Origin of the sequence: Curtobacterium citri (assembly GCF_030362955.1) — a bacterium.
GTDB classification, from domain to species: domain Bacteria; phylum Actinomycetota; class Actinomycetes; order Actinomycetales; family Microbacteriaceae; genus Curtobacterium; species Curtobacterium citri.
In genome coordinates this window covers 29933-41595 of the sequence record NZ_JAUCML010000001.1, presented here as the reverse complement: position 1 = coordinate 41595, position 11663 = coordinate 29933, and the positions used below count along the sequence as shown (strand labels likewise).

At 71.9% G+C, this 11663-nt stretch carries 10 protein-coding genes; 6 read left to right on the top strand and 4 right to left on the bottom strand.

All coding sequences use genetic code 11. The annotated features are described in order from the left end of the window. The first annotated feature begins 20 nt into the window (after window positions 1–20). Window positions 21–1052 (top strand): ABC transporter substrate-binding protein, encoded by a 1032-nt coding sequence (locus QUG92_RS00185; RefSeq protein WP_289457099.1) that lies wholly within the window; start codon window positions 21–23, stop codon window positions 1050–1052. 55 nt (window positions 1053–1107) lie between these two features. Here the strand turns inward: QUG92_RS00185 and QUG92_RS00180 are convergent, their stop codons facing one another. Both QUG92_RS00180 and bla read right to left on the bottom strand, forming a co-directional pair. Continuing rightward, window positions 1108–3168 carry a transglycosylase domain-containing protein gene (locus QUG92_RS00180; RefSeq protein ID WP_289457098.1) on the bottom strand — a complete coding sequence of 687 codons (2061 nt, stop codon included), beginning with the start codon at window positions 3166–3168 and terminating at the stop codon, window positions 1108–1110. 260 nt (window positions 3169–3428) lie between these two features. Further along, window positions 3429–4346, bottom strand: coding sequence for a class A beta-lactamase (gene bla / locus QUG92_RS00175; RefSeq protein ID WP_434533032.1), 918 nt, complete (start codon window positions 4344–4346; stop codon window positions 3429–3431). 134 nt (window positions 4347–4480) lie between these two features. Between bla and QUG92_RS00170 the strand changes: the two genes are divergently transcribed. The 5 genes from QUG92_RS00170 (at window position 4481) to QUG92_RS00150 (ending at window position 9864) form a co-directional block, all read left to right on the top strand. Further along, window positions 4481–5119, top strand: a complete 639-nt coding sequence (locus QUG92_RS00170) for a TetR/AcrR family transcriptional regulator (RefSeq protein WP_289457094.1) — start codon at window positions 4481–4483, stop codon at window positions 5117–5119. An 82-nt stretch (window positions 5120–5201) separates the two neighbouring features. Continuing rightward, a complete protein-coding gene (locus QUG92_RS00165; protein WP_289457093.1) occupies window positions 5202–7883 on the top strand; it encodes an MMPL family transporter in 2682 nt (893 codons plus the stop codon). A gap of 124 nt (window positions 7884–8007) precedes the next feature. Then, on the top strand, window positions 8008–8454 hold the full coding sequence (locus tag QUG92_RS00160; protein ID WP_069713085.1) for a MarR family winged helix-turn-helix transcriptional regulator: 447 nt from the start codon (window positions 8008–8010) through the stop codon (window positions 8452–8454). Window positions 8455–8503: 49 nt separating this feature from the next. Then, window positions 8504–8716 (top strand): hypothetical protein, encoded by a 213-nt coding sequence (locus QUG92_RS00155; RefSeq protein ID WP_182047365.1) that lies wholly within the window; start codon window positions 8504–8506, stop codon window positions 8714–8716. 53 nt (window positions 8717–8769) lie between these two features. Beyond that, entirely contained in the window at window positions 8770–9864 is a 1095-nt protein-coding gene (locus QUG92_RS00150) for an alkene reductase (protein WP_289457091.1), read from the top strand. 79 nt (window positions 9865–9943) lie between these two features. Here the strand turns inward: QUG92_RS00150 and QUG92_RS00145 are convergent, their stop codons facing one another. Together QUG92_RS00145 and pucL are read right to left on the bottom strand one after the other, a co-directional pair. After that, window positions 9944–10534 (bottom strand): nucleotidyltransferase family protein, encoded by a 591-nt coding sequence (locus QUG92_RS00145; protein ID WP_289457090.1) that lies wholly within the window; start codon window positions 10532–10534, stop codon window positions 9944–9946. 11 nt (window positions 10535–10545) lie between these two features. After that, on the bottom strand, window positions 10546–11490 hold the full coding sequence (gene pucL, locus QUG92_RS00140) for a factor-independent urate hydroxylase (RefSeq protein ID WP_289457089.1): 945 nt from the start codon (window positions 11488–11490) through the stop codon (window positions 10546–10548). Window positions 11491–11663 lie beyond the last annotated feature (173 nt).

Sequence of the window (11663 nt, the reverse complement as noted above, 5' to 3'; positions counted from 1 at the left end):
TTAGGTTAGGCTCTCCTAACGTGAAGATCCCCCGCCGCGGCTCCCTGCGCGCCGCCCTCGTGACCTCCGTGGCCGTCTCGGCCCTCCTCCTCACCGGTTGCTCCGGAGCGAACGGCTCCGACGACGCCCGGACCGGAGACGGCGCCGGCAACAGCTCGGCCGCCGCAGGACCCTGGTCCTACGAGGACGCCACCGGCAAGAAGGTCGAGCTGGACAGCACGCCGAAGCGCGTCGTCGTCCTCAACGACCTCGCCATCTCGTTCATCGAGTACGGGCTCCGACCGGTCGGCACCTTCGGACAGCTGACCATGGCGAAGGACGCCCGGTTCGAGGGGCTCGACACCGACGGCATCACGCAGCTCGGCGAGGCGTACGGCGACATCGACCTCGAGGAACTCGCGGCGCTCAAGCCCGACCTCGTCGTCACGTCGGTGTACCCGAAGGACGAGCAGGGCACCCTCGACGACACCCAGCCCGGCTACGGCTTCAAGGACAAGGAGCAGGAGCGGCAGATCCAGGCGATCGCGCCCGTCGTGCAGGTCGAGTGGGGCGGCAAGGGCGAGGACGTGATCGAGGAGATCGCCGACCTCGCCGAGTCCCTCGGTGCCCCGGAGTCGAAGGTCGAGGCCGCCGAGCAGCGCTTCGACGAGGCCGAGGACACCCTCGAGCAGGCCGCGAAGCGGAGCGACGTGTCCGTCGTCTCGATGTACGCGGACGGCTCCGGCGCGTACGTGACCCGTCCGGCCGACGAGCCGACCCTGCAGATGTACTCGTCCTTCGGGGTCGACTTCGTCCAGCCGAAGCCGAAGGGCTTCTACTGGGGCATCTACTCGTGGGAGAACGCGGGTCAGATCACCGGTGACGTCCTCCTGCTCTCGCAGCAGGGCTACCAGGTCGCGGAGCTCGAGAAGCAGCCGACGTTCGCCGACAACCCGGCGCTCGATGCGGGTCAGGTCCACAGCTGGACCTTCCCGGCGCTCGACTACGCGTCGCAGGCCGACTACATGACGAAGCTCGCCGGCTGGCTCGAGGACAGCAAGAAGGTCTCGTAGCGATCCGAGGACGGACGGGAGACGCGGTGCCAGCTGGCACCGCGCCTCCCGTCCGTCAGCCGACCGGCAGCGCCGCGTTCACCGCCGTCTGCGCCTGCCGCCAGACGTCGGCACGCGACCCGGCGTACGTGCCGCCCTGGCCGCTGCCCAGGTACCGGAGGTTCGTCTTCCCACCGTCCGTGTTGCCCTGCCAGTAGGCGGTGACCGCCCGCGACGTCCCGCCCACGAGCCAGACCTGGTCGGCCGCGTCGGTCGTGCCGGTCTTGCCGAACAGCGTGGCGCCGTCGAGGGTCTGCCCGCCGGTCGCCGTCCCGCCGCGGAACGCCCCCTGCATGACCGCGACGGCCTGCGCGGCGACGGGTGCCGACACCGCCTGCGTGCAGGACCGGGGCTGCCCGCCGAGCGCGGTGCCGTCCGGACCCGTCAGCTGGTCGACGACGACGGGCGCGCAGTACACACCGCCGTTCGCGATCCCGGCGTAGGCGGCCGCCATCGTCAGCGGTGCGATGCTCGTCGTGCCGAGGATCGCCGCCGGGTTGGCGGGCAGCTCGCCGCCCGTCGCCGGGTGCACCCCCAGTCGGGCTGCGGTGTCGCGGATGTCGCAGAGGTCGAGCTGCGACGCCATGTCCGCGTAGGCCGCGTTCACCGACTGCGCCGTCGCCGAGCGCACCGAGTACGGACCGGTCTGGCCCGGCGAGTCGTTCTTCGGGTCGTACGGTTCGTCGAGCGTGATCCGCTCCCCGCACTGCGTCCACGTGCTGCGTGCCTTCCTCGTGCCGTCGACGACCGCGTCCGCGCTCCGACCCGACTCGAGCCACTGCAGCAGGGTGAACATCTTGTAGGTCGACCCGACCTGGAACCCCGTGGACCCGCCGTTCGACTCGTCCGTCGCGTAGTTGAGCGAGGTGGCGGTCGCCGGGGCCGCGGCGGAGCGGTCGTAGTCCTTGTTCTGGGCCATGGTGAGGACACGGCCGGTGCCCGCCTCGACGGTGTTCAGCGTCGCACCGAGGGCGAGACGGCTCTCCGTGGCCGGGTCGCTCCGGTCGAGCAGCTCCCGCTGCTGCGTGTTCAGGTCGAGGTCGAGCGTCGTCTGCACCCGGTACCCGCCCGTCCGCCACGCGGCAGCGCGTGCGTCGGGGTCGGCGCCGAGCTGGGGCAGGTCCCGGGCGACCTGCTCGGCGTACGCACAGGCGAACTCGGCGCCGCGGATCGCCGACTCGCAGCCCTGCTGCGGCGCGGTGAGCCGGACGTAGTCGGCGGGTCGGGACGCGAGCGCCGACGCGAGGTCCGCATCGCTGAGGTGACCCTGCTCGTGCATCGAGCGGAGGATGACGTCCCGGCGGGCCTGGTTGTCGGCGTGGTGCGCGGGCGTCGACAGGTCACGCCGCTCCGGCCACTGCACGATGGCGACGAGGGACGCGGCCTCGGCGGGGCTCAGGTCGGTGGCGTCCTTGCCGTAGTAGCGCTGCGAGGCGGCCTGCACGCCGTAGGTCTGGTCGCCGAAGTACGCGATGTTCAGGTACGCCGCCAGGATCTCGTCCTTCGAGTACGCCTTCGCGAGTCCGATGGCGAGCTTGATCTCCGCGAGCTTCCGGTCCGGGCTCTTCCGGATCGCCTCGCGGTAGCCGGCGTCGCGCTCCTCCGCGGTGGGGAGCTCGCTCGCCCGTTGGATCTTGATGTTCCGCACGAGCTGCATCGTGATCGTCGAGCCGCCCGAGCCGCCCTTCCCGCCCGAGGCGATGACGCTCGCGACCGACCGCACGAGGCTCGTCGCGTCGACGCCGCCGGTCTCGCGGAAGCGCTTGTCCTCGCCGTCGATCGCGGCGTGCTCGAGCGTGTCGCTGATCTGGTCGAGCGTCAGCTCCTGCCGGTTCTGGTCCCACACGTCGACCAGGTGCACCGGCTGGCCCCCCTGGTACGCCCAGATCTCGTTCCGCTCGGGCAGGTCGCCGATCTCGATGTACTCCGGCATCGAGTCGAAGACGTCGATCGCCGACGTCGTCCCCACGCCGGCGACCGCGAGCACCGGGGTCACCCCGACCCCCACCAGCAGTCCGGCGAGCACGCTGCCGCCCACGAAGCCGAGTGCGGCCCCCGTCACCCGTCGCATCGCCATGTCGTCCCCCTCGTCGTCGCGCCCCCGGTCGTCCGGCGGCGTCCCGGCGACCCTCCCAACGCTCCTCGGGCGTCCGCCCGGGGTTCCCCGGGGAGGACCGGCGTGCGGGCTGGGAGACGACCGAGTCGGCACGGATCGTTACCGACGCAGCTGCCGTCGTCACCGCCCCGTGACCGACTCGTGACCGGGTCGTGACCGTGGGCTGACCGTCGGGGCACCCGGCGGTGCCCGGTGGTACCCGGCGGTGCCCGGCGGTACGACTAGCCCAGCCGCTCGAGCGCCACCCGGGTCGCCGCCGCGACGAGGGCGTCCGAGGGCTCGGCGGCCGCGCGGTCGTGCGACGTGAACACCACGAGCACGATCGGGTCGCGTCCCGCCGGCCGCACGACGGCGATGTCGTTCCGCACGCCGTACGAGGCGGTGCCGGTCTTGTCCGCGACGGACCACCCGCCGGGGACCCCGGCCCGGATCGTGCCGTCGCCGGTGGTCGTGCCCGCCATCGACGACAGCAGGAGCGCACGGTCGTCGGCGTCGAGCGCGTCGCCGACGAGGACGGCGCGCAGGTCCGCCGCCGACCGAGCGGGCGTCGTCGTGTCGCGCTCGTCGCCCGGCACCGCGGTGTTGAGCTCCGGCTCGACCCGGTCGACGCGGGTCACGTCGTCGCCGATGCCGCGGAGCCACCGCGAGACCCCGTCCACACCGCCCGACCGTTCGACGAGCAGGTTCGCCGCGGTGTTGTCGCTCTCCCGCACAGCGGCGTCGACGAGTGCTCGGACCGTCATGCCCTCGTCGACGTGCCGACTCGTGACCGGGGCGTACTCGAGCAGGTCGTCGCGGCCGTAGTGCACGACCTCGTCGAGTCCCGCGGCGCTCGTGGCGTCGAGCACCGCGGCCGCGATGAACGCCTTGTTCGTCGACGCGAACGCGAACCGCTCGTCGGCGCGGTACCCGATCGAGCTGCCGTCGGCGGTGTCGACCGCCACGACGCCGAGGCGCGCGTCGGACCGCTGCTCGAGGGCCGCGAAGGCGCGGGTCGTCGCGGCGTCGGTGGTCGGAACGTCAGTCGTCGGGGCTGCCGGGGTCGGGCTCCCCTCGGCCGTCGCCGCGGCGCTCGCCCGGTCGGTGCTCGGTGCGTCCCCGGGCCCGCCGGCGCTGCAGCCGGCCAGCACGAGCGTCATCGACACTGCGATCGCCGCCAGGACCGTCCTCGTCGTCCGCACGCCGCCAGCATGCCGGACCGTCGGGGGACGAACCTGAAGATGCTCTCGAAGAAGGTGCACCGAGTGCATCGATGCACCTAGTGTTGTCAGACGTGACCACCACGACCGACCGCCGCACCGCCCTCAAGGCGAAGCACCGCGCGGCGATCCTGCAGGCCGCCCGCGACCTCATCGACGACCGCGGTGGCCGCGGGTTCAGCGTCGACGACCTCGCCGCCCGCGCGGACATCGCCCGGCGGACGGTCTTCAACCACTTCGCGTCCCTCGACGAGGTCCTGCTGGCCGTGTGTGAGGAGGAGCTGTCCGTCATCATCGACCGGTTCCTGGCCGACATGGCACGCACGCCCGTCGGCGACGGCAGCCGGGCGTCGATGTTCGAGGAACTCGAGTCCGCGGCGCGCGGCGCCGACCTGGCCCCGGCGATCTCCGGCATGTACCGGATCATCGGCGAACCGGGCAAGGAGGACCCGAAGGCCGCCGTGCTCACCCAGACGGCGTTCTCCCGGGTCACCGACCGGCTCCGCGACGAGGTCGCCCGACGCCACCCCGGTGCCGATCCGCTCGACACCGCGCTGCTCGTCGACTCGCTCATGAGCGGCATCGTCGTCATCGCCGACCACTGGCTCACGCACGACGGACCCGACCTCACCCCGGACGCACTACGCGCGTGGGACGACCTGCTCGGTCGGCTCGTGCACAGCGTCCGCTCCGGCTACATGCCGTCCCACTGACACCACCGACACTCTCCCGCGGGGTCCACCGGCGCACCCCGCACCGCACCAGCACCACCCACGAAAGGACGGGGCACCCGCAATGGCCGGTCTCCTCTACCGTCTCGGACGGTTCTCCGCACGACGAGCCTGGTCGGTGGTGATCGCCTGGATCGTCATCATCGGCATCGCGGGCCTCACGTACGGCCTCTTCGCCGGCACGATCTCGTCGGCGATCTCCATCCCGAACACCAAGACGAGCCAGGTGCAGGACCAGCTCGCCGACAAGTTCCCGTCGGCGAACGGCGGCAACGGGTCGATCGTGTTCGAGACCACGGACGGCGGGGCCTTCACCGACGCGCAGAAGACCGAGGTCACCTCGTTCCTCGACGGGCTGAAGGACCTCGACGGCGTCAAGGACGTCCGCGACGGCTTCGCGACGCAGGACCAGCTCGACGAGCAGCGGCAGAAGATCACCGACGGCCGCGAGCAGATCGCCGACGGCCGGAAGCAGATCGAGGACGGTCAGGCGCAGCTCGACGCGCAGAAGGCCCAGCTCGAGTCCGGCAAGCAGCAGATCGCGGACGCCCAGGCGCAGCTCGACGCGCAGAAGGCACAGGCACAGGCACAGGCACAGGCCGCCGGAGCCGCCGCGTCGAGCGCTGCGGCGCAGGCGCAGGCACAGGCCGGCCAACAGCAGCTCGCCCAGGCGCAGGCGCAGATCGACGCGCAGCAGCAGCAGATCACCTCGGGTGAGCAGCAGATCCAGGCCGCCCAGCAGGAGATCGACGCCAACACGACGAAGCTCGACGACAGCGAGCGCGAGCTCGAGCAGGGCTCCGATCTGCTCGCACTGTCGAAGGGCATCCGCTTCGTCTCGACGAACGAGTCCGCCGCGATCGGCACCGTGCAGTTCACCACGTCGACGAACGAGGTCCCGGCGGAGACCAAGGACGCCATCACGAGCAAGGCCGACGACGCGGGCATCGACGGCGTCGACGTGTACGTCTCGCAGGACATCGCCCAGGGGGTCCCCTCGATCCTCGGACCCGGCGAGGTCATCGGCCTCGTCGTCGCCGCGATCGTGCTCTTCCTCATGCTCCGCACGGTGATCGGTGCAGCCGTCCCGCTGCTCTCCGCGGTGCTCGGCGTCGGCGTCGCCTCGCTCGCCGCCCTGTCCTTCTCGAGCCTCGTCGAGTTCATCTCGGTCACGCCGGTGCTGGGGGTGATGCTCGGCCTGGCGGTCGGCATCGACTACTCGCTGTTCATCATGAACCGGCACCGCACGCAGCTGAAGGCCGGCATGGGCGTGCACGAGTCGATCGGGCTCGCGAACGGCACCTCCGGCAACGCCGTCGTGTTCGCCGGTGCGACCGTGATCGTCGCCCTGCTCGCGCTCAACATCACCGGGATCCCGTTCCTCGGCCTGATGGGCACGGTCGGCGCGGTCGCGGTCCTGTTCGCCATCCTCATCGCGACCTCGTTCACGCCGGCGCTCATGTCGCTGCTCGGCATGCGCCTGCTCCGGAAGAAGGAACGCGCGCGCATCGGCGACACGGGGTCGATCCGGGTGCCGAACAAGCCGATGTCGACCTGGCGCGCGGTGATCACCCTCGTCGCCGGTGTCGCCGTGCTCGGGACGATCGCGCTCCCCGCGACGCAGATGCGCCTCGGGCTGCCGACCGGCGCATCCGAGGCGACCGACTCGTCGCAGTACAAGGCGTACAAGGCGCTCGAGCGCGAGTTCGGTGCCGGTCAGAACGGGCCCCTGCTCGTGGTGGCCGACCTGCCGAAGGCGATCGCGGAGGACGACGTCACCGCGACCGAGGTCACGATCGGCAAGGCGCTCGTGCAGAACGACGACGTCGACGCCGTCCTGCCTATCGGCGCGTCGAAGGACCGCGACATCATCGCCTTCCAGGTGAAGCCCGCCGGCGGCCCGGACAGCATCTCGACCGAGGAGCTCGTCAAGGACCTCCGCGAGCAGACCGTGTCGAGCGACGACGGGCGGATCACGCTGGGCGTCGCCGGCAACGCGAGCGCGAACATCGACGTGTCCGAGAAGCTCGCGGACGTCCTGCCGCTCTACCTCGTGGTGGTCGTCGGCCTGTCGCTGATCATCCTGATCCTGGTGTTCCGGTCGATCCTCGTCCCGATCACCGCGACGGCGGGCTTCATCCTCTCGATCCTCGCCTCGTTCGGTGGTCTGACCGCGATCTACCAGTTCGGCTGGCTCAGCTCCGTGTTCGGCACCCACGACCCGGGGCCCATCCTGAGCTTCCTGCCGATCATCGAGATCGGCATCCTGTTCGGGCTCGCGATGGACTACCAGCTGTTCCTGGTGTCGGGCATGCGCGAGGCGTACGCCCACGGGGCGAGCGCGAAGGTGGCGGTCCAGCGAGGCCTGCACGCGGGACGCGCGGTGGTCACGGCGGCCGCGATCATCATGATCTCGGTGTTCTCGGGCTTCATCTTCTCGGAGTCCTCGACCATCAAGCCGATCGGCTTCGGGCTGGCCTTCGGCGTCCTCGTCGACGCCTTCGTGGTCCGCATGCTCCTCATCCCGGCGGTCATGCACCTGCTCGGTCGGAGCGCCTGGTGGATCCCGAAGTGGCTCGACCGGATCCTGCCGGACGTCGACGTCGAGGGTGCCAAGCTCGAGCGGTCGCACCCGTCCGACGCGCGCGGCCACGACGACGGCGCCGCGCACCGCGGTTCGCACGCCGCGGACGTCGAGCCGGACGCCAACGCGCACGAGGGGCACACGCCGACGCACCGCGCGTAGGCGACCCGCGTCACGACGCACCAGCCTGGAGGCCCGGTGCCGGTCCACGAGACCGGCACCGGGCCTCCAGGCCGTCGTGCGGCACGCAGTCGCGACCGTTCGTGCACGAAGGTATCGTGGGCGCATGGATGCGACCGACGTCGACCCGCTCGCCCTCGACCGCCAGCTCTGCTTCGCCCTGGCCGCCACGAGCCGCAGCGTCGTCGGCCTGTACCGCGACCTCCTCGAGCCGATGGGCCTGACCCACCCGCAGTACCTCGTGATGCTCGCCCTGTGGGAGCAGGACCCGCGGTCGGTGCGCGGGATCGCCCGGGAGCTCCGGCTCGACTCCGCGACGCTCAGCCCGCTGCTCAAGCGCCTGGAGGCGTCCGGGTACGTCCGCCGCACGCGCAGCACGGTCGACGAACGCCAGCTCGAGGTGTCGCTCACCACGGCCGGTCGTGCCCTCCGGGATCGCGCCCGAGCCGTCCCCGTCGCCGTCGCCGACCGACTGGGGTGGCCCGTCGAGCGGCTCGAGCGCTTGAAGGACGACCTCACCGAGCTGCTCGGTCGGGTCGACACGCTCGACTGACGACGGCGGGCGTGGCAGAATGGTTCGTGCACGAACGAAAGGGTGGATCGTGGGTCGCTTCGGCAAGTGGTACGACCGCTGGAACCGCACGCTCATCGAGAAGATGGGTCCGTCGCAGATCGGTGCCGGCCGCGTCGAGGGCGTCGACGACCGCACCGTCGACCGTCCCTGCCCGATCTGCCACCAGCCGCTCTCGCAGCACACCGTGATCCGCCCCGAGGGCCAGGTCCGCTCGAGCACGCTGGTGTGCCCCGGTCGCTGAGGATCCGCCGTGCCGGGGGAATTGCCCCGCGCAACACGTGGTTGAACGGACACGTGAAGCTCTTCGAAGCCGCCGACCTCGGCGCACTCCACCTCCGCAACCGCATCGTCATGGCACCCCTCACCCGGACGCGCGCCGGTGAGCAGGGCATCCCGAACGACCTGCTGGTCGAGCACTACGCGCAGCGCGCGAGCCTCGGCATGATCATCACCGAGGGCACCTGGCCCGTGCAGGAGGGCCGCTCGTACCCGGGTCAGCCCGGCATCGAGACCGACGAGCAGGTCGCCGGCTGGCGTCGTGTGACCGACGCGGTGCACGAGCGGGGCGGCACCATCGTCATGCAGCTCATGCACGGCGGTCGCGTCTCGCACACCGACATCTCGCAGACCCCGCGGATCGTCGGCCCCTCGGCCGTCGCTGCCCCGGGCCAGACCCACCTCGCCGACGGCTCGAAGGCGGACATGCCCGTGCCGCACGAGCTCACCACCGACGAGGTCCGCGAGGCCGTCCAGGGCTTCGCCCGTGCCGCCCGCAACGCCATCGCCGCCGGACTCGACGGCGTCGAGGTGCACGGCGCGAACGGGTACCTCGTGCACGAGTTCCTCTCCCCCGTCTCGAACACCCGCACCGACGAGTACGGCGGCTCCCCCGAGAACCGCGCACGCTTCGCCGTCGAGGTCACCACGGCCGTCGCCGAGGCGATCGGCGCGGACCGCGTCGGCATCCGCCTCTCGCCGCAGCACAACATCCAGGGCGTCCTGGAGGAGGACGACGCGGACGTCCGCGCGACCTACACGGCCGTCGCCGAGGGCCTCGCGCCGCTCGGGCTCGCCTTCGTCGACGTCCTGCACGCCGAGCCGGGCAGCGACCTCGTGCAGCACGTCCGCCGCACCGCCGGCGCGCCGTTCATCGCGAACTCCGGCTTCTCGTCGATGACGACCCGCGACGAGGCGATCGCGCTGCTCGACGGGGACCTCGCCGACGCCGTGGCCGTGGGCCGCGCGGCGATCGCGAACCCGGACCTCGCCGAGCGCTGGGAGCAGGAGGCGGAGCTCAACGAGCCGCGCCCGGAGCTCTTCTACGGCGCGACGGCCGAGGGCTACACGGACTACCCGACGATGGCCGAGGTGTCGGAGCGCGTCGCGTAGTCGACGCGACCAGCGACGGACGGGAGGCGCGGTGCCGGCTGGCACCGCGCCTCCCGTCCGTCTCCGGTCCGGTCCGCTGCTACCGGGTCGCCTCGTGCGGCCGGTCCCGGTCGGTGCCGTCCCACAGGTCGGCGCAGTCGACTCCGGTGACGCCCGCTCGACCGAGCCACGCTCCCGCGGACCGGTCGGCCGGGTCGGCCGTCACCGCGGCGATCAGTGCTGCACGGTGGTCCGGACCGACGAGGACGGGGTGGCCCGGCCGATCGCCGAACACCGCGCGCCGCAGGACGTCGCGGTCCGACCCGGGTCCGAGCACGCGCCGGACGACCGCGGCGGGCAGCGTCGGCAGGTCGACGAGGGTGATGCAGGCGGTGTCCTCGTCGCCGAGGACCTGCAGCCCCGCGGCGAGCGACGCCCCCGGCCCGGTCGCCCAGTCGGCGGCGATGACGACCCGCACGTCGGGAGCGATCGGGACGTGCGTCCGTGCGCGGTCGGCGGCGGCTCCGAGCACCACGACGACCTCGGCGCAGCCGCCGGCGCGCAGGGCGTCCACCGCCAGCGTCGGCCAGGGCACGCCGTCCGGGCTCCGCACGAGCGCCTTCGGGGTGCCCATCCGGGTGCCGGCACCCGCGGCGAGCACGACCCCGACCACGCGGCGCCGATCCCGCACGGCGGCCGGGCTCACACGAACGCGGGCACCGACGTCCACGCCGCCGGGGCCTCGGCGACGCCGTCGCGGACGACCGTGCCGGAGATGAGGCCGTAGGGGCGGTCCGCGGCGAAGAACACCTCGCCGGGGTTCTCGAGCCCGAACGGTGCGAGGTCGACGAGGAAGTGGTGCTTGTTCGGCATCGAGAAGCGGACCTCGGCGATCTCGGGGAACGCCTCGATCGCCGTGCGGCCCATCGCGAAGAGGGTCTGCTGGAGCGCCAGCGAGTGCAGCTCGGCGAAGGTCGCGAGCATCCGGTCGAGCACGCCGGCGTACACCGCGTCGTAGTCGATGCCCGCGGCGACGGCCTCGGGCGTGTAGCGCCAGCGCGCGGTCACCGAGGTCGCGAGGATCCGGTCGTCGGTCTCCGCGAGCGTCGTGTAGCCGTCGCGGGGGAAGCCGTGGAACTCGCTGCCGGTGCTCTTCAGGACGGTGAGGTCGGTCACGCCGGCGAGCACGTGCACGTCGTCGCCGTCGACCTGCACGACGGCCGTCCGCGTGCCCCGACCCGAGCGGACGAACGAGTGGTCGTGCTCCCGCCCGTCCACGGCGATGCGCTCCCAGGCGTGCTGCTCGGCCGAGAGGGTCGAGCCGTCGTACCAGTCGAACGCCGTCGCGAAGTGCCGGCCGAGGCGAAGCAGGAACTCCTCCGGGCTGCCGACCCCGTGCTCCTTCGCGAACGCGTACACGGTGTTCTTCTGCGTGTCGGTGGCCACGACCTTGGCGTTGTCGCCCTCGGTGTACGACTCGGCGAGCGCCGCACCCCGGAGCTGCGTCGTGACGGTGAGGTCCTCGATCTCGTGCCGGTCCGTGTCGCGGGTGACCCGGACGAGCCGGACCTCGGCCTTGCCGTACTGGTTCGCGCCGAGACGGACGGACGTGGTGGTGGGGGCGGACGTGGCCTCGGTGATCTCCATGACGGCGACGATGGCACCCGTGTGTTTCGGTGGTGCGTCGATCAGGTCACGGGTTCGGGCACCGGCCGTGATGCCGGCGTCGCTCCCCCGTAACGACGCTGAAACACCCGTTCCCTACCGTTGCCGCAACGACCCGATCCGACCCGATCCGACAGAGGAGGCCCCGTGGCGCG